25 protein-coding genes and 1 tRNA gene are annotated in these 24,359 nt (G+C 31.6%); 18 read left to right on the top strand and 8 right to left on the bottom strand.

The features are described 5' to 3' along the window. Positions 1–29 precede the first annotated feature (29 nt). The 10 genes from aroQ to fliY are packed head-to-tail and all read left to right on the top strand — an operon-like array spanning position 30 to position 7,242. Positions 30–524 carry a type II 3-dehydroquinate dehydratase gene (gene aroQ, locus ACYQ19_RS03285; protein WP_459977995.1) on the top strand — a complete coding sequence of 165 codons (495 nt, stop codon included), beginning with the start codon at positions 30–32 and terminating at the stop codon, positions 522–524. Positions 525–559: 35 nt separating this feature from the next. Then, positions 560–1,576, top strand: a complete 1,017-nt coding sequence (locus ACYQ19_RS03280; RefSeq protein ID WP_459977994.1) for a M24 family metallopeptidase — start codon at positions 560–562, stop codon at positions 1,574–1,576. Next, entirely contained in the window at positions 1,573–1,737 is a 165-nt protein-coding gene (locus ACYQ19_RS03275; RefSeq protein ID WP_459977993.1) for a hypothetical protein, read from the top strand. The genes ACYQ19_RS03280 and ACYQ19_RS03275 overlap by 4 nt, the downstream gene beginning before the upstream one ends. Further along, on the top strand, positions 1,737–2,231 hold the full coding sequence (gene folK, locus ACYQ19_RS03270; protein ID WP_459977992.1) for a 2-amino-4-hydroxy-6-hydroxymethyldihydropteridine diphosphokinase: 495 nt from the start codon (positions 1,737–1,739) through the stop codon (positions 2,229–2,231). Before ACYQ19_RS03275 ends, folK begins: the two co-directional genes overlap by 1 nt. A gap of 1 nt (position 2,232) precedes the next feature. Further along, positions 2,233–3,483: a flagellar biosynthesis GTPase FlhF gene (gene flhF, locus ACYQ19_RS03265; protein WP_459977991.1), complete on the top strand. Its 1,251-nt coding sequence runs from the start codon at positions 2,233–2,235 to the stop codon at positions 3,481–3,483. Next, the gene (locus ACYQ19_RS03260) at positions 3,480–4,346 is read left to right on the top strand and encodes a MinD/ParA family protein (protein ID WP_459977990.1); all 867 of its coding nucleotides are present in this window, start codon (positions 3,480–3,482) and stop codon (positions 4,344–4,346) included. The genes flhF and ACYQ19_RS03260 overlap by 4 nt, the downstream gene beginning before the upstream one ends. A gap of 9 nt (positions 4,347–4,355) precedes the next feature. Beyond that, a complete protein-coding gene (locus ACYQ19_RS03255) occupies positions 4,356–4,691 on the top strand; it encodes a hypothetical protein (RefSeq protein ID WP_459977989.1) in 336 nt (111 codons plus the stop codon). Further along, on the top strand, positions 4,688–5,377 hold the full coding sequence (locus ACYQ19_RS03250; RefSeq protein ID WP_459977988.1) for an RNA polymerase sigma factor FliA: 690 nt from the start codon (positions 4,688–4,690) through the stop codon (positions 5,375–5,377). Before ACYQ19_RS03255 ends, ACYQ19_RS03250 begins: the two co-directional genes overlap by 4 nt. Continuing rightward, entirely contained in the window at positions 5,370–6,440 is a 1,071-nt protein-coding gene (gene fliM, locus ACYQ19_RS03245; RefSeq protein WP_459977987.1) for a flagellar motor switch protein FliM, read from the top strand. The genes ACYQ19_RS03250 and fliM overlap by 8 nt, the downstream gene beginning before the upstream one ends. Then, entirely contained in the window at positions 6,433–7,242 is an 810-nt protein-coding gene (gene fliY / locus ACYQ19_RS03240) for a flagellar motor switch protein FliY (protein ID WP_459977986.1), read from the top strand. The genes fliM and fliY overlap by 8 nt, the downstream gene beginning before the upstream one ends. Here the strand turns inward: fliY and ACYQ19_RS03235 are convergent, their stop codons facing one another. From ACYQ19_RS03235 to thrS, 3 genes are all read right to left on the bottom strand, one after another. Next, entirely contained in the window at positions 7,243–8,409 is a 1,167-nt protein-coding gene (locus tag ACYQ19_RS03235) for a diguanylate cyclase (protein ID WP_459977985.1), read from the bottom strand. A gap of 149 nt (positions 8,410–8,558) precedes the next feature. Continuing rightward, positions 8,559–9,095, bottom strand: coding sequence for a translation initiation factor IF-3 (gene infC, locus ACYQ19_RS03230; protein WP_459977984.1), 537 nt, complete (start codon positions 9,093–9,095; stop codon positions 8,559–8,561). Then, positions 9,092–10,927 carry a threonine--tRNA ligase gene (thrS, locus tag ACYQ19_RS03225; RefSeq protein ID WP_459977983.1) on the bottom strand — a complete coding sequence of 612 codons (1,836 nt, stop codon included), beginning with the start codon at positions 10,925–10,927 and terminating at the stop codon, positions 9,092–9,094. Before thrS ends, infC begins: the two co-directional genes overlap by 4 nt. 298 nt (positions 10,928–11,225) lie before the next feature. On the opposite strand from thrS, the gene ACYQ19_RS03220 reads away from it, so the two are divergent. Then, entirely contained in the window at positions 11,226–11,570 is a 345-nt protein-coding gene (locus ACYQ19_RS03220; RefSeq protein WP_459977982.1) for a hypothetical protein, read from the top strand. 92 nt (positions 11,571–11,662) lie between these two features. On the opposite strand, the gene ACYQ19_RS03215 is transcribed toward ACYQ19_RS03220, so the two are convergent. Then, positions 11,663–12,007 (bottom strand): hypothetical protein, encoded by a 345-nt coding sequence (locus ACYQ19_RS03215; protein WP_459977981.1) that lies wholly within the window; start codon positions 12,005–12,007, stop codon positions 11,663–11,665. A 169-nt stretch (positions 12,008–12,176) separates the two neighbouring features. Between ACYQ19_RS03215 and ACYQ19_RS03210 the strand changes: the two genes are divergently transcribed. After that, positions 12,177–12,275, top strand: a tRNA-Sec gene (locus ACYQ19_RS03210). A 152-nt stretch (positions 12,276–12,427) separates the two neighbouring features. Here ACYQ19_RS03210 and rbp read toward each other — a convergent pair. After that, on the bottom strand, positions 12,428–12,682 hold the full coding sequence (rbp, locus tag ACYQ19_RS03205) for an RNA-binding regulator (protein ID WP_015902068.1): 255 nt from the start codon (positions 12,680–12,682) through the stop codon (positions 12,428–12,430). Positions 12,683–12,815: 133 nt separating this feature from the next. Between rbp and ACYQ19_RS03200 the strand changes: the two genes are divergently transcribed. Genes ACYQ19_RS03200 through ACYQ19_RS03185 form a run of 4 tightly spaced genes read left to right on the top strand, consistent with a single transcriptional unit; the run spans position 12,816 to position 16,449 of the window. Further along, positions 12,816–13,247, top strand: coding sequence for a DNA polymerase III subunit alpha (locus ACYQ19_RS03200; protein ID WP_459977980.1), 432 nt, complete (start codon positions 12,816–12,818; stop codon positions 13,245–13,247). 43 nt (positions 13,248–13,290) lie between these two features. Further along, positions 13,291–14,937, top strand: coding sequence for an EAL domain-containing protein (locus ACYQ19_RS03195; protein ID WP_459977979.1), 1,647 nt, complete (start codon positions 13,291–13,293; stop codon positions 14,935–14,937). 13 nt (positions 14,938–14,950) lie between these two features. Continuing rightward, positions 14,951–15,511 carry a LemA family protein gene (locus ACYQ19_RS03190; RefSeq protein WP_459977978.1) on the top strand — a complete coding sequence of 187 codons (561 nt, stop codon included), beginning with the start codon at positions 14,951–14,953 and terminating at the stop codon, positions 15,509–15,511. Beyond that, on the top strand, positions 15,508–16,449 hold the full coding sequence (locus ACYQ19_RS03185) for a DUF3137 domain-containing protein (RefSeq protein WP_459977977.1): 942 nt from the start codon (positions 15,508–15,510) through the stop codon (positions 16,447–16,449). The genes ACYQ19_RS03190 and ACYQ19_RS03185 overlap by 4 nt, the downstream gene beginning before the upstream one ends. Here the strand turns inward: ACYQ19_RS03185 and dnaE are convergent. Beyond that, the gene (gene dnaE / locus ACYQ19_RS03180; protein ID WP_459977976.1) at positions 16,444–19,842 is read right to left on the bottom strand and encodes a DNA polymerase III subunit alpha; all 3,399 of its coding nucleotides are present in this window, start codon (positions 19,840–19,842) and stop codon (positions 16,444–16,446) included. The two genes, ACYQ19_RS03185 and dnaE, sit on opposite strands and share 6 nt — an antisense overlap. A gap of 63 nt (positions 19,843–19,905) precedes the next feature. On the opposite strand from dnaE, the gene ACYQ19_RS03175 reads away from it, so the two are divergent. After that, complete coding sequence (locus ACYQ19_RS03175) at positions 19,906–20,472, top strand: hypothetical protein (protein WP_459977975.1); 567 nt, start codon at positions 19,906–19,908, stop codon at positions 20,470–20,472. Positions 20,473–20,501: 29 nt separating this feature from the next. Next, the gene (gene lepA / locus ACYQ19_RS03170) at positions 20,502–22,286 is read left to right on the top strand and encodes a translation elongation factor 4 (RefSeq protein ID WP_459977974.1); all 1,785 of its coding nucleotides are present in this window, start codon (positions 20,502–20,504) and stop codon (positions 22,284–22,286) included. 478 nt (positions 22,287–22,764) lie between these two features. Here lepA and ACYQ19_RS03165 read toward each other — a convergent pair whose 3' ends face one another. Together ACYQ19_RS03165 and trpB are read right to left on the bottom strand one after the other, a co-directional pair. After that, entirely contained in the window at positions 22,765–23,073 is a 309-nt protein-coding gene (locus ACYQ19_RS03165; protein ID WP_459977973.1) for an iron-sulfur cluster assembly protein, read from the bottom strand. A 62-nt stretch (positions 23,074–23,135) separates the two neighbouring features. Continuing rightward, a complete protein-coding gene (gene trpB / locus ACYQ19_RS03160) occupies positions 23,136–24,347 on the bottom strand; it encodes a tryptophan synthase subunit beta (RefSeq protein ID WP_459977972.1) in 1,212 nt (403 codons plus the stop codon). Between the last annotated feature and the right edge of the window lie 12 nt (positions 24,348–24,359).

Raw genomic sequence — 24,359 nt, 5'->3', positions numbered from 1 at the left:
AGTAAAATAACACAAAAAAAGGAGAATTTATGAAAATAAAAGTGATTCACGGACCAAATCTTAATATGTTGGGAATTAGAGAAGTAAATTTATACGGTCCAATGAAGCTTGAAGATATTAATAAAAATATGGAAGCATTTGCAAAACAAAACGGGTTTGAAATTGAATTTTATCAATCAAATCATGAAGGTGATATTGTAGACGCAATTCAAGAGAGTTTAAATGAAAATGTTGATGGAATTATAATTAATCCTGCAGCGCTTACTCATTATTCAGTTGCAATAAGAGATGCAATTAAAGCTGTAAATCTTCCGACAATTGAAATACATATGACAAACACTGCCGCAAGAGAAGAGTTTAGACATAAATCATTAATTTCAGATATCGTGGCTGGGACTATTACAGGGTTTGGGCCTTTCAGTTATCATTTAGGACTTATTGCAATGATTCAGATATTAAACGAAATCAAAATGGCAAAAGAAGCTCAGGCTAAAGCACAACAACAGGCTGCAAATAAAGCTTAATTGAGCTTTTTGCCCTTATTTGAAGTGAGGGAAAAATGGATTATATAGTTAATAAAGAAAACGAAATATATTACGAGTGCGGATGGAGCAGTGATAATGCTCTTTTTTTAAAAATTGGTGATTATAGATATGTTATTACGGATGGAAGGTATACTCTCGAAGCAAAGGAAGAGGCAAATGCAGAGATTATTGAAGCAAGAGATTTAATAAAAAAGGCAAGAGAACTGCTTCTTAAGCATAAAATTAAAAAAATAGTGCTTGACCCTTTAAATTGGAATTATGAAGATTATAAAAAAATTGCAAAAGTATGTAATATAAAAAATGAAAAATTTTTTTCCCATAAAAAAAGAATGATTAAAACTGAAGATGAGCTTAAAATCATAAAAAAAGCAGTAAAAAAAGGCGCAGAAGCTTTTGAAAAATTTGCAAGACATATTGAAACCGGAATTGACGAATATGAATTAAGTTACAGATTTAAAGAACATCTTACAAAAAGAGGAAGAAGGGAATTAAGCTTTGAACCGATTGTTGCGATTAACGATAATGCAGCAAAACCCCATGCAAAAGTAAGCAATAAAAAACTCAAATATAATGATTTGCTTCTTTTAGACGCCGGAATAAAATATAAAAGATACTGCTCTGACAGAACAAGAACGATTAGTATCGATAAAAATATTTCTATGAGTAAATATCAAAAGTTCAAAAATAAAAAAGTTCAAAAAATTTATGATATTGTATTAAAAGCTCAACTAGAAGCTATAAAGAATATAAAAATCGGAATGGAAATTTGCGAACTTGACAAAATATCCAGAGAAATAATTACAAATGCGGGATATGGTAAATATTTTGTTCATTCTTTGGGGCACGGCGTAGGGCTTGATATACATGAGTGGCCATATGTAAACTCAAGAAATAAAATAAAAATACAAGAAGGTATGGTGTTTACAATTGAACCTGGAATTTATATTCCTAATGAATTTGGTGTAAGAATTGAAGATATGGTTATGATTACTCATGATGGAAAAATTAAAGTATTAAGTGAGGAATTATGAGTATTAGTAAAATTAGGACAATTCTTTATAAAACTGCTAAATATCTCGGTGATGTTAATGCTATAAAAAGAGCAATAAAAAAAGGTGATTTTACACCTATTATTAAAAGAATTATAAGAAGAATTTATGGATATATTGCAGGTAGAGGAATGCCTAAATAATGAAAAATGGAAAGTTTAAAATTGAAAGAAAAACAGAAAAACATAAAATCATAAAAGCTACCTTTTTTCCGGCCAAAATTAAAAAAAGTAATAAAAAAAATACTGCTCTTATAGGAATAGGATGTAATGTTGGAAATTGCATAAGAAGATTTAAAAAATTATACCTTTTTTTGCTTAAACATCCTAAAATAGACGTAATTCAAACATCTATAATTTATAAAAATCCTCCATTTGGTTATCTAGACCAGCCAGATTTTTATAATACCATACTCGTTATAAAAACGGACTATTCACCATTTGAACTTTTACATTTTTTACTTTATATAGAAAAAAAATTTGGAAGAAAAAGAAGCTTTAAAAATGCCCCAAGAACGTTAGATTTAGATATAATATTGTATAATAATGTTACAATTGAAACAGAAAAACTAAAAATACCGCATCCTTTTTATAAAAAAAGAGATTCCGTTTTGGTACCACTTGCATTAAAGGATTAAATTGAAACTGAAAACTTTTACGGCACCGACCTATACCGAAGCGTTAAATAAAGTAAAAGAAGAATTGGGTGATGATGTTGTTATTGTTTCAAGTAAAGAGATTAAAAAGAAAACATTAACTTCACAGGGATTATATGAAATAGTTGTAGCTGTAGAAGAAGAAAATATTAAACCTCGAAAGTCAGTTACAAGTGACGAAGAACATGTAAAAGAAGTTATGTTAAAATTAAGCTCTGCAGCAAAAGAGATTTCTTCACTTTCAAACGATGAGCCTTCGTTTAATTATAATTCTGCAAAAAAACTCACTTCGGTTAATAATAATCCTTTAGAACCTCAAAAAAGCGAGGATATTCTTGCTCTTAAAAATCAGATATCACAGATTGCGGATACGCTTAAATTTTTACAAGCCACCGTATGGGATATGGTAAATAAAAATGAACTGGAACTACCTCCTGAGTTTAGTGAAATTTATGCACTTTCTCGTGCAAGTGGGATGAGTGAGAAACATCTTGATGAAATCATGAAACTTACTATTAAATATATGCCTCTAAAAATGAGAAAAAACAGGGAAACGATTAAAAGATATTTTCATACATTACTTAAAAAAATGGTGCCAGTCAGAGTTGAAAGGGAAGTAAGACCTCCTCATAAAAAAATTATGATGTTTGTGGGACCAACCGGGGTTGGAAAAACTACAACTATTGCAAAACTTGCAGCTCGTTATGCATATAAATTATCCCAAAGACATAAAGTAGGTATAATTACACTTGATACATATAGAATAGGTGCGGTAGAACAACTTATGACTTATGCAAAAATGATGAGACTACCTATTGAAACGGTAGTTGATCCGAGTGATTTCGGGGATGCTTTAAATTCTTTAAGACATAATGATTATATTTTAATTGACACGGTTGGAAGTTCTCAACACGATAAAGAAAAAATCGAAAAACTTAAAAGTTATTTAAAAGTTGATACTTTTGCTGAAATAAACATTAATTTAGTTCTTTCAGCTGTTACAAAATATGAAGATCTAGTAGATATATACAATAATTTTTCTATCCTTCCTATAGATACATTTGTGTTTACCAAACTTGACGAAACTAAAACTTATGGTAATATATTTTCACTACTTCTTGATACTAAAAAACCTGTAAGTTATTTTTCTATTGGTCAAGAAGTTCCAGATGATTTGATGGAAGCGGGGGCGGATTATTTACTAAAAGGTATATTAAATAAGGAGTTTAATTGAAAACTCAAGCGGATAAATTAAAAGAACTTTTAAAAACTGATAATATAACACGCCCTAAAAATACACGTTTCATTGCAATAACAAGTGGGAAAGGTGGCGTAGGTAAAACCACAATCACTGCAAACTTAGGATATGCATTGCATAAACTCGGATTTAAAGTGGCACTTTTTGATGCTGATATAGGACTAGCAAACCTTGATGTTATATTAAAAGTTAATGCTAAAAAAAATATTTATAACGTATTAAAAAATGAATGTTCTTTAAAAGATATAATAGTAGAAATTGAAAAAGATTTTGTGTTAATTCCAGGAAAAAGCGGTGATGAAATTATGGATTTTGCAGATGAGGTGAGTTTAAGTCGTTTTTTTAATGAGCTAGAATTTTTAAACGATTATGATTTCTTTATAATAGATACTGGAGCTGGAATAGATAAAAAGGTTCAAATGTGGCTGGAAGCAGCTGATGATATTATAGTAGTAACGGTTCCTGAACCGGCGGCGATAACTGATGCATACGCGATGATTAAAATTATCAGTGAAAAAAAAGAGCTTGCTTTTATGCTCTTAAATGAAGTGGCTAGTGAAAAAGAAGCAATAAATATTTTTACAAAAATTAAAAATGTAGCAAAAAGTAATTTAAATCAAAATTTTAGATTGCAAATGATAGGTCATATGAAAAAAGATAAACTTGTAACAAACTCTTCTGTTAAAAGGGTTTTGTTTGTAAAAGAAGATCCTCTCTCGGCTCCAAGTGAGCAAATTTTTAAAATTGCAAGAAAACTCGCAAAAATTTCGGAACGAAAAGTGCTAGAAGAAGAAAAAGGCATTACACGCTTTTTCAGAAAAATATTTTCAGGATTTTAAAGGTGAAAAATGAGAGGAGAAAATTTTATCTTTTTTTTAGCTTCTAGCGGTTTTTTTATTGGAATAATTTTTTCTATTCTTCATAATCTTAATTTTCAGGAATTTATTTATGCTACTTTATTAATTACAGCTGTTTTTTATTTATTAGGACTTGGAAGTGTTACATTTTTTATAAAATATTTGGATATTAAAAAAATAATGTATTTTAATAAACATGAAATAGATGAAATTTTAGATGTTCAGATAAAAGAATTAGAAAAAAAAGAAGACTTCATTCTTGAGAGTTACGAGTTTATTAAACAGATTGAAGAAGAAGAAATTAAAATAGTAAAGAATAAGTCATGACACCTACAATGGCAAATCCATATGAAGAAAACTTAAAAACATATAGAGATGAATTAGCTGTAGATTATATGCCAGCAGTAAAAGCTATGGCTGCCAGACTTAAAGAAAGGCTACCAAGCAGTGTAGAATTTAATGACTTAGTATCAATAGGACTTGAAGAACTGGTGAAATTAGCACGCAGATACGATCCAAAACAAAATGACAACTTTTGGGGATATGCCCAGAAAAGAATATATGGAAGTATGTTGGACTTTTTAAGAAGCTTAGATACAGTTAGTAGAAGTGATAGAAAAATTATAAAAGATATTGAAAAAATCGTTGAAAGTTATCAGGCTGAATACGATATTGAGCCTGATGATGAATATATTGCAGAAAAACTAGGAATTGATGTTGAAAAAGTTAGGCGTGCTAAGAATGCAAGTGAAATTTATAATGTAATGCCAATAGAAGAGCAGATGAATTTTTTTGATAATGTAAGTGTTAAAATTGAAGAAGAAGAATTAATTGAAGCTATTAAAAAAGTTTTAAAAACAATGAGTGAAAAAGAACAATTAATAATACAATTATATTATTTTGAAGAATTGTCTTTAAAAGAGATTAGTGAAATTTTAGGCGTTACTGAAAGCAGAATTTCTCAGATTCATAAAAACGTAATTAAAAAATTAAGGAAAGAGTTAAATGGCTGATATTTTATCACAAGAAGAAATAGACGCACTACTTGAAGTTGTTGAAGAAGAAGATATTGCACCAGATGAGCTTGAAAAAGCATCAGACATATTAGATAATAGGCAAATAACTCTTTATGATTTTAAAAGACCAAACAGAGTTAGCAAAGAACAGCTACGTTCTATTCGTGCAATTCACGATAAAATGGCAAGAAGTCTTGCAAGTGATATTTCTTCACTTATGAGAAGTATTGTAGAAATTCAGCTTCATTCTGTTGATCAGATGACATATGGTGAGTTTTTAATGAGTTTACCTAGTCCAACCTCATTTAACGTGTTTTCATTAAAACCTCTTGATGGGAAAGGGGTAATAGAGTTAAATCCTTCTATTGTATTTCCTATGATAGACAGACTTTTAGGTGGCAGTGGTGCACCATTTGAAACAACTAGAGAATTTACTGATATTGAATTAAACTTACTTGATCAAATTTTAAAAGTTGTTACTCAAAATATGAAAGAAGTTTGGTCGCCTATTATGGATTTATACCCAATAATCGAAGCAAAAGAATCCAGCCCGAACGTTGTTCAAATTGTTGCTCAAAATGAAATTGTAATAATGGTTATTATGGAAATAATAATCGGGCAGACAAGCGGTATGATGAATATATGTTATCCAGTAATTACTATTGAATCACTACTTCCAAGACTTGCAAACAGAGATTTGATGTTAAATGAAACAAGTGGTAGAAAATCAAGAAATAAAGAATTAAGAGCACTTCTTAGAGGGGCTAAAATTGAACTTGAAGCGGTATTGGGATATGCTGAGCTTAATATGAAGCAGGTATTGGATTTGGAAGTTGGGGATATAATTAAATTAAATCGCCCAGCAGATGATACTGTTATAGTAAAAGTAGATGGAAGAGAAAAATTTATTGCTGAATTTGGTGTAAGAAGATATAGACGAAGTATAAAAATCAAAGAAATATTAAAAACCGAACATGATGAGATTAAAGAAATCTTACAAAAACTTGAACAGAAACGTAAAGAGAGATTAGAGCAGATAACAGGAGAAGAAAGTGAATGAGTTTAAAGAATTATTAGTAAATGAGATTAAATCTACAATAGAAGGATTAATTGGAATAGCGCCGGAAATATCAATATTGTCTGAAACCAAAGATTTAGGTCCTACTAAGCCGCCATATGCTAAGATAGTTATCAAAGTAAAACCAAAAGGAGAAATACTTTTTTTGGTTCCTGCGGAAGTGGCAACTGCATTAGGTGATTTAATGTTAGCAGGTGAGGGTGTGCCTAAAACCGAAATGAATGAAGATGATTTAGATGCAATTAAAGAAATTATTTCAAATGTATTTGGGGCATTAAAAACGACTCTTAGTGCACAGGAAAATATGCCTAATCTTGATTTTGAAATTACAAATGTTTTCTTTGTTGACAAAGAAGAAGATTTAAGCGAATACGCATATGCCATTAATATGGAATGTAAAGTAAACGATGTTGTAAAAGTTTGTCAAGTTGTATTTGATGAAAATGTATATGATGAATTAAATCCTTCCAAAAAAGACGAATCATCTGCTCCAGCAAAAACTACTGAGTTAAAAGGAGAAATGAAAAACCTTGAAATGCTGCTTGATATTAAATTGCAATTAAGAGTAAGAATTGGAAGTAAAATAATGCTTTTAAAAGATGTAATAGGAATGGATATAGGAAGTATTGTTGAACTTAATCAGCTTGCCAAAGAACCTTTAGATATTTTAATAGAAGATAAAAAAATAGGTGAGGGTGAAGTTGTAATAGTTGATGGTAATTTTGGCATTCAAATAACTTCAATAGGTAGTAAGGAAGAAAGACTAAATTCACTTAAAAAATAATCATTTTTCTTTTATTGTATTTCTTGTTTTTTTGGCTTCATAGAGTGCTTCATCGGCTCTTTTATACCACTCTAAATATGATTCATTTGGGTTGTGTTTTGTAAATCCTATACTTATTGTAATATGTCCAACTTTTTCAAAATTATAGTTTTCAATTAGATTTTTTATTTTTTCTGCAAACTTTCTTTGGTCTTCATTACTTTTTTGAGTAGAAATAATTGCAAACTCTTCACCACCTATTCTATAAAATTTATCATTGCTTCTAATGTTTTTAGATATAAGCTCGGTTAATTTTTCAAGAACGTAATCACCAACCGGATGTCCATAAGTGTCATTGATTTTTTTAAAGTGATCAACGTCAATAAGCATAAGATAAGCCGAATCTTGATTAAGATTTTTTTGTATATCGGTGTTAAATTTTTTTCTATTAAAAATTTTTGTCAATTCATCGGTATGTGAACTTTCTATAATTTGTTTATCTTTTTTATCTAATTTTTTTACTATTAGAAAAATTAGAAAATATGTAAATACAAAAAGTCCAAATAATATTAGATTAAAAATAAAACTTATTTTGTTAATAAGCTTATATTCCTCATCTAAAGGAAGTGTTAAAGAAAAGAATGCCCTGATATGACCTATTTTTTCGTAAAAGCCGGCTTTATCACCATATTTTTTTATTAAATCTTTTGGTGCTAGTTTTGGATTACTATGACATTTCATACATTGTTCGTTGTTTGGGGTTACTGGAATTGCGTAATATATATAATCTTTATTGTTAATTTTTAATTTTTTACTAAAAGAATTTATTTCTTTATTATTGAATTTTTTAAGTAATTCAAGTTCGAATTTATTTGCTTTGTTTACTGGATTTCTTGGATTATCGGAAGCAATTTTGTATTTTATTTCAGGCATATGATGTTGTTTTCTTAATTTGTTATATTCTTCTAGTGTATGTCTGGTTATATAAGTTGCAGACATAAGAATAGGATCAAAAAAATCCTTTGATAAAATATGTTTTTTTTGTAATGAATAAATACATTGTTTTTGATATTTATCTACATAATTTTTCTGAGCTTGTTCGTAAAGTAAAATATTATAAAGTTTTTGTTCATTTTGATTGATTGCAATATTTTTAAGAATAACATTAAAAGAAATAGTAATTATCAAATATAATAAAAAAAATAGTAAAGCAATATAAATTAATAACTTTTTATTATGAGAAAGCATTAAATGCCTTTATATTTTTCATAATTATATCAATGTGGTTTAAAATTTTTTAAATTATAAGAAAATTTTAAGAAAGGAAAGAGAAGAAATTATTTTTTAGTTTTCTTTTTTATAGGTGTGACAAGAAGATTTATATAATTTCCTTCAAGTTTTGGTTCATTTTGTTTTTCCGCAACATCACTTATCATATCCCAAACTTTGTTTATTACTTCAAAACCTTTTTCAGGTGTAGCCAGTTCTCTACCTCTTAAGAAAACTCTTAGTTTTACATGTTTTCCTTTTTCAAGGAATTCTTTTATATGTTTTACTTTATAGTTTATATCATTTTCTTGTATTTTTGAAGTAAATTTAATTTCTTTAACTTCAATTTTTACTTGTTTTTTCTTAGCTTCTTTTTTCTTTTTTTCCTGTTCGTATTTATATTTTCCGTAATCCATTACTTTTGCAACAGGTGGGTTTGCATTTGGTGCTACAAGAACTAAATCAAGTCCTTTATTATATGCTATTTCAAGAGCTTTATTTGAATCAACGATTTTAGGTTCACCTTCGCCGTCAACAAGTCTTACTCTATCTGTAAAATCAACAATTTCTTCGTTAATTAATACTTTATCTTCTTTTTTGCTCATAGTTTAACCTCGCTTAAGTTTTTGATCATTTCCACAAATTCTCCTTTTGTCATTTTGTATTGTTCTCTTTTTTTTCTGTCTCTAATGGCAACTGTTTCAGTTTCAACCTCTTCATCACCTATAATTACAACATAACCAACTTTTCTTTTCTCTGCATTTCTAATTCTTTTATTGAGTGAATCGTTGCTTGAGAATATTTCAGTATTAATATCGGCTTCAAGAAGCTCTTTTTGAAGTTTTTTGGCATATTCAACATGTGACTGGGCAATTGGAACAAATATGGCTTTTATAGGTGCTATGAAAGTCGGGAATTCACCAGCATAATGTTCTGTAAGTATTGCTATAAATCTTTCAAAACTTCCTATAATGGCTCTGTGGATCATTACAGGTCTTACTCTTTCGTTGTTTTCATCCACATATGTGATGTCAAATCTTTCAGGTAGATTGAAGTCCACCTGAATAGTTCCACATTGCCATTTTCTACCAATTGCGTCTGTGATTTTGATATCTATTTTAGGCCCGTAGAATGCTCCTCCGCCTTCGTCGATTCCATATTCTCTGTTTAATGAATTAAGAGCGTTTTTAAGTGATTCGGTAGCTTTTTCCCAGATTTCGTCACTTCCGATTGATTTTTCAGGACGTGTAGAAATTTCCATTTCGTAATTAAATCCGAATCTCTCCATTATTGAATCAACGAATTCTAAAACTTTTATAACTTCTTCTTCGATCTGGTCAGGTCTGCAGAAAATATGTGCATCATCCTGGGTAAATTCTCTAACTCTTAAAAGTCCATGTAAAACTCCGCTTTTTTCATGTCTGTGAACGGTTCCGAATTCAAATAATCTTAAAGGAAGTTCTTTATAACTTCTCACTTTGTGCCCGAATATTTTAACATGACTTAGGCAGTTCATAGGTTTAATACCATACTCGTCTGCAGGTTTGTTTGGATCATCGTTTTCTATTTCAGTAAAATACATATTTTCTTTATAATTATAATAATGTCCTGAAATCTTCCACATATGACTTCTAAGAAGTTCAGGCCCTCTTACAGGCAGATATTCACGTCTTATATGTGCAGAATATAAAAGTTTTTCAAGATTTGCTCTTAAAAGAGCCCCGTTTGGAAGCCATATTGGCATTCCGGCTCCAACTTCTTCGTCAAACATCCAAAGTTCAAGTTCAGTTCCGAGTTTTCTATGATCTCTTTTTGCCGCTTCTTCAAGCATTTTTAAATATTCTTGAAGGGCTACTTTTGTAGCGAATGCGGTTCCGTAAACTCTCGTTAGCATTTCATTTTGAGAGTCACCACCAAGGTATGCTCCTGAAACTTTCTGTAATTTTACATTTTGAAGATATTTAGTATTCGGAACGTGAGGACCTCGGCACAAGTCTTCAAAATCACCTTGTTTATAAATTGATACCAAATCACCTTCAATCATATCAAGAACAGCCTGTTTTAATTCGTCGTCCTTAAATTTTTCCCTTGCTTCTTTTTTACTTATTTCATATCTTGTAATATCGAATTTCTTTTTGGCAAGGGCTTTCATTTTCTTTTCAATATTTTTTAAATCTTTATCTGTTATAGGCGTATCGGTTTTAAGATCATAATAAAATCCGTTTTCAATTGTCGGACCAACATAAAATTTAGCTTCCGGGTATAATTCTTTGATAGCCTGAGCCATTAAATGTGCAGCTGAGTGTCTTATTACTTCCAATGCTTCCGGTGAGTTGTCAAAATAAATCGGTTCTCCACCTTCTATTCCTTTTGCCTGCGCAGTTTGTAAATCTATTATTTGATTATTTATTTTTAAAGCAATAACGTCTTGTTGCATTAAAATTCCTTTTTATTTAATGAAGAATTGTGTAAATGAGGATTGTTTACATGTAGATATGAAGAAATTAATAGTTTATTCAAGAGTCTCCTTATTTATTGCATTCTCCTTTTTTAGTTGAATTTTAGCTTAATAAAAATTTAATGTCAATAATAATATAAATTACCAAAAATATGTATATGTTTTGTTTATAATTTAAACTTATATTAAGTTTTTTTTAAGGTTTGAGATTTATAATTCTAATGAAGGTTCATTTATGTATATACCAAATGAACCTATATTCATTAAAGGAGAGCAAATGAGACGCTTTGCAAAAATGGTTGTAGCAGGTTTGCTACTTGCAAGTGTCAGCGCTAGTGTAGCAATGGCCGACTACAACAAAGGTTTCAAGTATTATCAAAAATATGTAAAAAGAGCATCAGGAATTAAAGGAAGTGAATTTCCTAAAATTTTAGGTGTTCAAACACCAGATCAACTTAAAGCATTATTTAAAGATAATGCAAAACCACTTATTGAAAAACTTGAAAAAAGCGGCCATAAAAAAGCTGCAAAAGCTGTTGAGAAAATCGCTAAGAAACATAAATTAAAAGATTTGCAAGATTTCTTAGTAGGTATTCTTAACGGCAAAATTCCAGCTGGCTGATAACGCTAATGAGGGCACAGGGTGTGCCTTACGTTTTTTATTGTAAATATTAGTGTCTGGCGCTAATTTAAATAAAAGAGAAAAAGCAGGAATTAACATCCTGCTGGGATTTTTCCGTTCATAATTCCGATTAAAAAGTCTTCTACGTCTTTTAATTTACCTTTTTTAATAATTTTTTCAAATGCTTTTGCTGCTTTATCTTTTCCTGCTGCTTTTAGTTTAGCAATTAATCCTTTTCCATTATCTTTGAAAAGTTCTTTTAGTTCATCAACACTTTTAACACCTAAAATTTTAATTAATTGTGTTGATTTGATTTTAGATTTTTTCTTAACAAATTTGTTGTAATATTTAAATCCTTTGTTGTAATCTGCAGATGCAGTAGTTACAAATAACCCACCAGCAATTAAAGCTGCCATTGCAATTTTTGAAAATCTCATTTAAGCTCCTTTTTTTGTTTTCATTAAATTTTATTATAAGTGTATATAAAATATATAGTTATAAGATAAAATTAAAAAATGTTATAAGTTTTTGTTACGATTTTAGAAGATGACCATTTATTCATTTTTCTTTTTATTTAAAATATGATATTATTATATTCATTATTTTGGAGGGGATGTGATCCTGGTGGACACCCCGGGCTTCAAACCCGGTGGGGCGGCAGGTGACTGTCTGCCCGGAAGGTTCGATTCCTTCCCCCTTCCGCCAAATATTTCCATAAGTGTCTGTCACTTTTTGTTAAGTGAAAATTTGTTTCATTTTTAAATTTTAAATACATAAGATTATAAAATAAAGTAAAAGTAAAAATTATTAATAATAGTGACAGGCACTAAAACTCTTGATTATTAAAAGAGGAGAAATTATTCTCCTCTAGGAGCTCTTGGTCTAGCTTCGTTAACTCTAAGTCTTCTTCCTTGGAAATCTTTACCGTCTAGCTCTTCTATAGCTGTATCAGCACCGCTTTCCATTTCAACGAATCCAAAGCCTTTGCTTCTTCCTGTTTCTCTATCATTTATAATTTTTACTGAAATAACTTCTCCATATTCTGCGAATACTGGTCTTAAATCGTCTTCAGTTGCTTGATAGTTAATGTTTCCTACGTAAATTGTTTTCATGTTTCTTTTCCTAATTGTGATATTTAATTAGTTCATCTTAAAATTTAAGAAGAGCTAATCTTCAAGTGACATTGTAACACCATTATGTAAAAAAAGCAAATAAATGATAAAATTACCAAAAAAAGGATTGGTTATGGAAATTAAAAATAATTATTTTGAGTTTAGAAGTGCTTTAACAAAAGGTGATACGCAAAAAGCTGAAGAATTTTTTCAAAAAGCTTTTGATGATGCTTTTGCGTTGTATCAATTAAAACTAAGTAAAAATGAAAAATTTGATTTAAAAAATGAAGATGAACTTTTTGCAGTCGTAGTTTTAACGGACAACGCTCTGGGCTTTTGGAAAGAAGGAATGATGGAAGAAGGAATAGCTTTTTGTGAAAGTATGGTTGATTTAATCGATTCACCTAAACTTAAAGAAATGTTTAAGGGTTATTCTCTTGGAATGCAAGCAGGTATAGATATTGACACATTTTTTAGAGAATATGTGGATTTAAGCAAAGTTGATGAAGAGTTTCCTCAGTTTCTCTGTAATTTTAAAGAAAAAATTAAAGAATTAATTAAGTAATATATGTTACAATATTAATATAAAATTAAAAAAACGGCAGGAAATGGAACAATTTGAACTAAAATTGAATAAAATGCTTGAATCATTGTTAGAGTCAGGTATTATTAATAATTTAAATACTTCATTTAATAGTGAAGAGCAATTAATAAAATTTTTAGATCAAATTATAAATTCAACCATAGAAGGTCTTATAATATTTGATGAAAATAAAAAATGTATAAGAGCAAATAAACCTGCGAGTTATATTTTTGGTTATAAAATAGACGAAATGATAGGTAAACTTGCTTTTGAGTTTGTTGCCCCTGAATCAAGAGAACTTGTTAAACAAAAAATTAACATTAAAGATCAATCACCTTACGAAGCAATAATGCTTAAAAAAGATGGCTCAAAATTTCCAGCTATGCTTAGAGGTAAAGATATAATAATAAATAATAAAAAAATAAGAATTTCTGCAGTAATAGATTTGAGTGAACTAAAAGCAAAAGAAAAAGAAATTTATCAAATTGCTTATTATGATAAATTAACAAAGCTTCCAAATAGACAAAAAATGATTGTAGATATGAATAACAAAGATGTTCATGCCTGTGTTATTTTTAATATCGATAAATTTGGTCAGATCAATGACTTGTTTGGTTCCGAAATAGGTGATAAGTTATTATTAAAGTTTGCCGAAGAGCTTAAAAAAGAACATATTAATCCATATAGAATAGGCGGTGACGAGTTTGCAGTTTTATTTGATCAAACTATGACTTATAAAGAATTAGAAATTTTTATTAAAAAAATTATAGAAAAAATAGAGAAAATGGTTTTTTTAGCTAATAATGAGCCTTTTCATATACATATAAGAGCAGGTGCGGCAATCAATGGCGGAAAACTATTAACTCATGCTGATATGGCCGTTAGAGAAGCAAAAATGAAAAAAATACCTTTTCAAATTTATGACGAATCATTAAAAATCGAAGATAAATACAAAAAAAATCTCGCAATGACTGTGGCAATTCACAGAGCTTTGGAAAATGACGGAATAATTTGTTATTACCAGCCGATTTTTGATAAATATAAAAATATTACAAAATATGAAGTATTGGTAAGAATGAGGGATGAAAATGGAAATATTATTTTACCAGGTGATTTTTTACCTATTGCCAAAACTACTAAACTTTACAATCAAATTACAAAAGAAGTAATAAAAAAAGCATGTGAAAAATTTTCCAAAACTGATAAAGAATTTAATGTAAATATTTCTATTGATGATATTAATAATCCTGAATTGGTAGATTTTATTATTAATACAATAAAAAGAACAAAAACAGGGAACAAAATAGGATTTGAAATATTAGAAACGGAAGGTATTGAAAATTACGATATTGTAAAAAATTTTATAGAAAAAGTAAAACAACTTGGAGCCAAAGTATTATTGGATGATTTTGGAAGCGGATATTCTAATTTTAAACATATATTATCTTTAAATATTGATTGCATAAAAATAGACGGATCTTTAATTAAAGAAATATATAAACATAGAAAAAATTTAATTGTTGTAGAGACAATTATAGATTTCGCAAAAAAAATTGGCGCTAATACAGTTGCTGAATTTGTTTGTTGTGAAGAAACTTTTAATATTATTAAAAATTTAGATATTGACTACTTTCAAGGGTTTTATTTGGCAGAACCGATGCCTAATATTTAAGAAAGGATTTAAAATGAGTGGATATATCGGATATATTGTATTAGGTGTAGTAATTTTACTAATAGTGCTTATGTATAACTCGCTGATTTCGAAAAAAAACCAAGTTGAAAATATATTCGCAAGCATAGATACGCTTCTAAAAAAAAGAAGAAATCTTATTCCCAATTTGGTGGAAAGCGTAAAAGCATATATGAAACATGAAAAAGATCTGCTTGAAAAAATAACAGCCTTAAGAAGTAAAGCCGAAAATGTTTCGGATGAGAGTGAAAGAATGAATCTTGAAAATCAGATATCTTCACTGCTTGGAAAAATTCTGATAAATGTCGAAAATTATCCGGAGCTTAAAGCAAATGAAAACGTAATGCATTTACAAATGACCCTGACTGAAATTGAAGAGCAAATAAGTGCCGCAAGAAGAGCGTATAATCAGGCTGTAACGGATTATAACAACGCAATAGAAATGATTCCTACAAACATACTGGCAAAATTTATGGGGTATCAAAGAAAAAATGTTTTTGAAATAAGTGAAAAAGAAAGAGAAAATATAAACGTAGGTGAACTTTTTAAACAATGAAAAAAAGATCCGAATTAATTATAGCTTATTATAAAAACCCTTATCTTCAATCACTTGAAGAAAAAAGAAAATCTTTGCTTTTTACAATTAAAATTATTATTTTTGTTTTTGTGATTTTGTATTTAATGTTAATTTATTATTTTAAACCTCAATTTGATGATGCTACAGAGCTTTTAGTGGTTTTTGTTTCAATTTTTCTTCTAATATATTATTTTATAATAAAAAATTACAAAAAAGAATTTAAAGAAAAAGTAATTCATTCCTTGATTTCGTTATTCAGTGAAAATTTTAAATATTATCCAAATGGCAAAATTGATCCTGTAAAATATGATTTGAGTGGACTTTTTTTGAAGCCGTATGATAAATACGAGGGTGAAGATTATGTCAAAGGTGTTTTGAACGATGTTGATTTTGAATTTTCAGATATTCATACACAATACAAAACAACAGATTCAAAAGGAAGAACTCACTGGCATACAATATTTAGAGGAACATTTTTTGTAAGTGAGTTTAATAAAAGCTTTAAAGGCAAAGTATTGGTTTATCCTGATTTTAGTGAAAAATTATTGGGGAATTTGGCAAATACTTTTCAAAAAATCAATACTCACGGGCTCGAATTTGTCAAAATGGATAGTCCCGAATTTGAGAGGGAATTTAAAGTTTATTCAGATGATCAGATACTTGCAAGATACGTTTTAAGCACTTCTTTAATGGAAAAAATACTTAAATTTAAAAAAGCAATTAATAAACCTTTATATTTTTCATTCAAACACAATATGATGTTTGTTGCAATAAGTGGTAATGATAATTTTGAAGCTCCTGTTTTTAAATCCGTGAGTGATTATGAATATGTTGAAAAAATGATAAGCAGTTTTTATTTTATTGCCACGCTTGTTGAAACGCTCTCGCTTGAGAGAAGGATTTGGAAAAGTTTATAGGGACGTTTTTATATTCGTGTTTATCCTTAGACTAAATCCAAAAGGGGTTGTTAATAGTAAAACGGCTCTTTTATTTCCTGGGTTTTTGGTAAGTTCGGAATGGATTTTTAGCAGGTCTTCTTCGTAGTTCTCACCTAATTGTCTTTGAATTATTGTTATTTCGTCCTTAACTGCACCTTTTTCTTCTTTTGCTTCTTCTAAACTCATAAGTTTACGGCATGAAATTCTTAAAAATTCCCCGACTTTATCAACCTGAGCTTTTATTGCGATAGGCTCGTCAAGATTGAATTCATTCAGTTTTTCAAGATCCCTTTCAAAAATCATAACATCAATTTTTCCGTGAAAATCCATAAGAGTGGCAATTGCGAATTTGTTTCCTTTTTTAGAAATTCTCACTTTCATCGCGTCGATTTTACCTACAAACAGGGCTTCTTGGGATATGATTTCCTCAACTTCGCTTGAGAGGTTATAATTAATGCCTTTCATCCTGTCTTTATATGGATCAAGAGGATGTGCGGATACGTAAAATCCGAGTGTCTGGTATTCATACTCAAGCAGCGTTTTGATGTCAAATTCCACGGTGTTCGGAATATCGAGATGTTCGTCTATCTCTTCGTTTTCTTCCATATCAGCAAAAAGAGAATGTTCATGGTTTATTGCATTTTTCTTTTCTTCTACCCGTTTTTTAAATTCAAGTATTTCTTCCACGCGGCTTAGCATCGCTTTTCTGCTAAATCCGAAATCATCCATTGCCCCGGCTTTTATCAGTTGTTCGAGCACTTTTTTGTTTACTTTACTCGTATCGACTTTAAGTATGAAATCCTCAAGACTTTCATAAGGTCTGTTTGCGACGATACTCTCAATCGCCTTGCTTCCGACACCTTTAATGGCACTTAGACCAAAGAGGATTTTGTCTTCAATAGGCGTAAATTCGGCATTTGATTTGTTGACGTTAGGAGGCAATACTTCTATGCCTAAAACTTTTGCCTCTTCTATGTATTTGGCAATTTTGTCGGTGTTTTCAGCTTCGTATGTTAAGAGTGCGCTTAGAAATTCGGTAGGGTAATATGTTTTAAGATACGCGGTCTGGTATGTAATCATCGCGTATGCGGCGGAGTGGGATTTATTGAATCCGTATCCGGCGAATTTTTCAATTAATTCAAAAAGCGCTTTTGCATTTTCATACGAAAAGCCTCTTTTTTGGGCCCTTTGGGCAAATTCTTCAGCATATTTTTTCATTAAATCAAATTTCTTTTTACCCATCGCCCGTCTGATAATATCCGATTCACCAAGACTAAATCCGCCTATGGCCTGAACGATCTGCATTACCTGTTCCTGGTAAACGATAACCCCATATGTCGGTTCAAGAATAGGTTTTAGCACTTCTTCGAATTCGTCAAAGAAATAACTTACAGGCTTTCTTCCGTGTTTTCTATCTATGTAATCGTCAAGCATTCCGCTGTCCATCGGTCCCGGGCGGTAGAGGGCAAGCATTGCTATGATGTCTTCGAAGTTTGTAGGTTTTAGTCTTTTTGCTAGATCCTGCATTCCATCCGATTCTATTTGGAACAGACCCAAAGTGTGGCCCGATTGTATCAGCTCAAACACTTTCGGATCATCAAGAGTTAAAAGGTCGATGTTTAAATTCACACCTTTGTTATTTTTTACGTTTTTAACGGCCCTGTCTATAACCGTGAGTGTTTTAAGCCCCAGAAAGTCGAATTTAATCAGATCTACAGGTTCTAAGTAGTTTAGCGAATACTGCGTGACAATCGTATCGTCATGCTCGTCCTGTCTGTAAAGAGGGGATTTTTTCCAAAGCTCTTCATCGCTTATGACAACGCCCGCAGCGTGCATACCCGTATTCCTCTTAAGGCCTTCGAGATGTTCACCGAATGAATATAATCTGTTATAAAGAGGGTCTTCTTCGGTTATTTCTACGATTTTCGGCTCAAGTTCTTTTGCCTTTTGAAGCGTTATTCCAAGCTGATCGGGTATAAGTTTTACGAATCTGTCGGCTTCGCTGTAATCTATTCCGAAAATTCTCGCAACGTCTCTTAAGACACCTTTTGCAAGCAGTGAACCAAACGTTATAACCTGTGCGACGTTTACCTTTCCGTATTTTTCACGCACATATTCTATAATCTCACCCCGTCTTTCCTGACAGAAATCCATATCGATATCGGGCATGCTCACCCTCTCAGGATTTAAAAACCTCTCAAAAAGAAGTCCGTATTTTAACGGGTCTATGTTTGTAATCTGTAAGCTGTAAGCAACAAGTGCACCTGCCGCACTTCCCCTTCCGGGACCTACGGGAATTTTACGTTTTTTGGCTTCTCTAACAAAATCCCAAACTATTAGCATATATCCGGGGAATTTCATTCTTTTTATTATGTCTATTTCGTAATCGAGCCTTTTTCTATATTCTTCGTGTAATTCTTCCGGTATATATTTAAGCCTCTCTTCAAGCCCCTCTTTACATTTATATTCGAAATATTCCACATCATTGTCAATGTCTAACCCTTCGGCGGCGGCATACTCTTTTGTAAATTTAAAAGTAGGCGGTGTAGGGTTTCCGAGTGGTATTTCAAGGTTTATGGATTCGGCCAGTTTATCGGTATTTTCTATGGCTTCCGGCAGGTCTTTGAAAATCTCTTCGAATTCCTCTTTGCTTTTAAAGTAGTTTTCTTTCACCACCGGGCGTCTGTGCAAATCGTCAAAAAGTTTGTTGTTTTCTATGCATTCAAGCGCGTCTTTATAGATGTAATCGAGCTTATTTAAAAAGAATATGTTTGATGAGGCAAGAAGCGGTGTGTTTGTTTCGTTTGAGAGTTTTATAAGGTCGTTTTCGATAAGCCTTTCTTCTTTGGAATCTCGCGTAATTTCAAGATATATTTCATTTAGGTTTTGTTTGTAAATTTCAAGAATTTCTTTTGCCTTATTATATCCTTTAGCGCCTTTTAAAATATTGTTTTCATTAAAAATATTAAGATTAAAACCTGTTTCGCTATCTAGCATTGGAAGTATAAAACAAAGCCCTTCTTGATTTTTTACGATTTCTTCAAAAGGCAGATACGGCTTGTCGCCTCTCATGTTGTAAAGGTATGAGATGGAGCTTAAATACATAAGGTTGTCGTAGCCCGTTTTGTTTTTGGCTATAAGTATGAGCCTGTGGATGTTACCATCTCTAATAATGCTTACATCGCTTCCGATTATAGGTTTTATTTCGTTGGCTCGGCAGCTTTCATAAAATTCAATTGCACTAAACATATTATCCAGTTCGGTAATCGCAAGTGCATGAAACCCGTATTCTTTGGCTTTTTTGGTTAATTCTTTTATGCGGATGGTGGAATGTAACAAAGAATAATCGCTGTGGATATGAAACGGAACCAATTCAAACCTTTTTGTGAAATTTTATCAAAAGTTATTATATAATGTCTTTAAAAAGGTTTAAATATGAAAAAAATATTAGTAACTTTGGTTTTTATTGTTTTTTCATTTGCCGGTAAGATTGAATTTGAACTAAACAAAAATTCGGCTATAAAATTTTACAACTACACATGTGCAGTTAAAGAAACGCTGCAGCTTCAGTATATGCTTAAAAAAATTCTTTCAAATGAAGATTTTGTTAACTACTCAACATTAATTGAACAGGGGGATGTTAAAGTTTACACAATAGATCTTCTTAAAAGGATTTATTCAATTGTAAATGACAAAAACTTTTATAATTCAGTAAAAGATGAAAAAGGAAGCTATTATCTTGATCTGAGTCGCGAATTGATAGCGGAAATTCAAAAAACAGCTTCAAATGCGGAATTTTATTATACGGCTGATAAAATAATCAAATATGCTGATAAGATGAAAAGATCTAAAAACATGAAAAGTTTCCGGATTATGAAAAAAGAACTTTATCTTTTAATAGATAAATATATAAGGGATTTGAAGAAAGTCAGAGTTGATGGAAAAAGTATCGATTTATTGTCAAAGATTAACGCATATCTTAAGAATAATATAAATAAATAAAGTATAATTTCATTAAAAAAAGGTGCTTAATGCAACAAGATAAAATCAGAAACTTTTCCATCATCGCCCATATAGACCACGGGAAGTCAACTTTGGCCGACAGACTTATAGAGTTTACCGGCGGTGTGAGCGAGAGGGAAAAGGAAGATCAGCTTTTGGATTCAATGGATATTGAAAAAGAAAGAGGTATAACAATTAAAGCCCAAAGCGTTCGGCTTGAATATAAAGGTCATATTTTAAACCTTATTGACACACCGGGACACGTGGATTTCAGTTATGAAGTAAGTAAATCGTTAAAATCAAGTGAAGGTGCGCTTTTGGTTGTGGATGCCACTCAGGGGGTTGAAGCACAGACTCTTGCAAATGTTTATATGGCAGTTGAGAATGATTTGGAAATTATCCCGGTTATTAACAAAATAGACCTTCCGAGTGCCGATCCTGAAAGGGTTGCGGAAGAAATCGAGCAGACAATCGGAATAGACGCAAGCGACGCAATACTTGTAAGTGCCAAAACCGGAATAGGGATAGAAGAACTGCTTGATGCCATAGTTGAAAGAATCCCGGCACCTCAGGGTGACCCCGAAGCACCTGCTAAAGCGTTAATTTATGACAGCTGGTTTGATAATTATTTAGGGGCGGTTTGTTTAGTCAGGGTGTTTGACGGAAGTATCAAAAAAAACCAGGAAGTGCTTGTCATGGGCACCGGTAAAAAACACAAAGTTTTGGACCTTTACTATCCTCATCCGATAAAAAAACTCAAAACCGACGAAATCAAAACGGGAGAGATCGGCGTTGTTGTAATGGGACTTAAAAACGTCGCAGACATCAGGGTAGGTGATACTATTACCGATGCCAAAAATCCGGCAAGTGAGCCTGCGGCTGAATTTGAAGAAGCAAAAAGTTTCGTTTTTGCGGGAATTTATCCTATTGATACCGATAAATATGACGACCTTAGAGACGCACTTGAAAAACTAAAACTAAACGACGCATCAATTTCATTTGAGCCCGAAACATCCCAGGCTTTAGGATTTGGTTTTAGGGTTGGTTTTCTTGGAATGCTTCATATGGAAGTTGTAAAAGAAAGACTTGAGAGGGAATTCGGAATAGAACTTATTGCAACGGCTCCGAGTGTTACATATAAAGTTAAGCTGACAGACGGCGAAGAGATTGAAATCAGTAACCCTTCCGAACTGCCACCTCCTAATAAAATAGATAAAATTTACGAGCCTTATGTAAAAGCCACTATTTTAACACCTAATGAATTCGTAGGAAATCTGATTCAGTTTTTAAACGAAAAAAGGGGAATTCAGACGAAAATGGATTATTTAAGTCCGGAGAGGGTGCTTTTAGAATATGAAATCCCTCTAAATGAAATAGTTACAGATTTTTACGACAAACTCAAAACCCTTACAAAAGGTTATGCAAGTTTTGATTACGAGCCTATCGGATATAGAGAAGGCGACCTCGTAAAAATGGATATAAGGGTTGCGGGTGAGCCTGTGGACGCTCTTAGCGTAATAGTCCCTAGGGATAAAGCGGAAAAAAGAGGGCGCGAGCTTATTAAGGTTATGAAAGAATTAATTCCAAGACAGCTATTTGAAGTGGCTATTCAGGCAAGTATCGGAAATAAAATTATCGCCCGTGAAACGGTAAAAGCACTTAGAAAAGACGTAACCGCAAAATGTTATGGCGGGGATATAAGCAGAAAAAGAAAACTTCTTGAAAAGCAGAAAAAAGGTAAAAAAAGAATGAAAGCCATCGGAAAGGTAAACATCCCTCAAGAAGCTTTCTTAAGCGTGCTTAAAATCGATTAAGGCTTTTTTCTTTTTTTACTCAGCTTAAAAAAGAGGTTTAAATTAAACATTATTATGTGTTGATAAAGTGTCTGGCACTGCGGATTTGAAAGTTGGCATTATTTTAAAATTTTACTTCAATACAGCACTGAAAATTACGCAAATTTAACGTATTAAACGTGAAATTATAGGATGGAAAGTAGAATAAGAAGGTTGAAAAAAGTGATGTAAATTGAAAAGGAAAATTAGACAATATAAAATAAAAAATTTGAAAAATATCTATTATGTTTAGTGACAGACACTTATTACTTTAAAAAATAAGTTAATTATTTTACAATATAACTATTAACTAACTTACTACAACAACCATAAAACATTTGATTTATTAGTGAAAGACACTAAGATGTGCAAAATATTTATTTTATGCGGTTTATATTTGATTTGCAGTTATCTGTGTATTTTTAAGTATAGTAATATATTTTATATTAAGAACAAAGGCTTAAGCCCCGCATGCTGCGGGACCGCCTTTCCAATATTTCTTTTCAAGCTCAAGGAATTTCTGTTTTTCATCTTCATTCATTATTCGTTCATTATATTCAAGTTTAAGTCCCATGTTTTCAAGAGGGATTTTTATTGAATTTATAAGTTGTTCTTTTATAGGAATATTTGGAAATGGCCATACAAATGTGGCTTTAACGGTGTTATCTTCAAAGTCTATATCCTGAAGTATTCCTAAATTTACCAGGCTTGTTGCAATTGCAGGATGTTGCACGCTTTCTATTGTCTGAATGACTTTAAAAAAGTCCATATACTCTCCTTTTATTTTATGTGGAAATAGTGAAAATGAAATTATCACTTTTCATTTTTTATTTATAATTTAATTTCTCTCACTCCATAGTTTTCAACCACGTAATCGATGTCTTTGTCCCCTCTGCCTGAAAGGTTTACCAAAATAGTGTCGTTTGGTTTTTCTTTTGCCAGTTTCATGGCATAAGCTACTGCATGTGCACTCTCAAGCGCCGGAATTATACCCTCATATTGGCTTAAAGCAAAGAATGCGTCAATCGTTTCTTCATCTGTAATTGCTGCAATGTTTAATCTTCCGATTTCTTTTAAATAGGCTTGTTCCGGTCCAACGCCCGGATAGTCAAGTCCGCTTGCAATTGAATGCACCGGTGCCGGTTCTCCGTTTTCATCTTTTAGCATAATTGTATTAAATCCGTGAATTACACCTTCATCCCCATACATTAATGTCGCCGCGTGTTCACCAAGTTTTGTGCCTTTACCTAACGGCTCTACCGCGTATAGTTCCACTTCGTCGTCAATAAATCCGCTGAATATTCCCATGGCGTTACTTCCCCCACCTACACAAGCCACTACGTTATCAGGTAAAAATCCTACCATTTCCATAAACTGCTCTTTTGCTTCAAACCCCACGACGCTTTGGAAATCCCTTACCATCATAGGGAACGGATGAGGTCCCACAACGCTTCCGATTGCGTAAAGTGCCGTGTCTATTTGTTTTACATAACTTTCAAACGCGCTGTCAACGGCTTCTTTGAGTGTTTTAAGGCCGTGGGTTGCCGGAATTACTTCGGCTCCTAATATTTTCATTCTTACTACATTTGGGTGTTCTTTTTCTATATCAACTTCACCCATGTGAATTTCACATTCAAGTCCGAAATATGCAGCCGCTGTGGCAAGGGCAACCCCGTGTTGTCCCGCACCCGTTTCTGCAATAAGTTTCTTTTTACCCATATATTTGGCAAGAAGGGCTTCCGCCATACAATGGTTTAATTTGTGAGCACCCATATGATTTAAATCTTCTCTTTTTAGATATATTTGAGCACCACCTAAAGCTTCTGAAAGTCTTTTGGCGTGATATACCGGTGTTGGTCTTCCTTGGTAATGTTTTCTAATTCTTTTAAGTTCACTTAAAAAGTCGTGAGAGCGTCTGAGTTTCATATATGCTTTTGTAATTCTTTCAAATTCTTCTTTTAATACATCGGGAATATAAGCACCTCCGAATCTTCCGAAAAATCCTTCACTATCAGGAAATTTTTGCAAATGTGATTTTTTCATTTTCTCTCCTTT

This window comes from Nautilia lithotrophica, assembly GCF_054656815.1.
The sequence above is the reverse complement of the archived record's forward strand: the minus strand, read 5'-3'. Positions and strand labels throughout refer to the sequence as shown.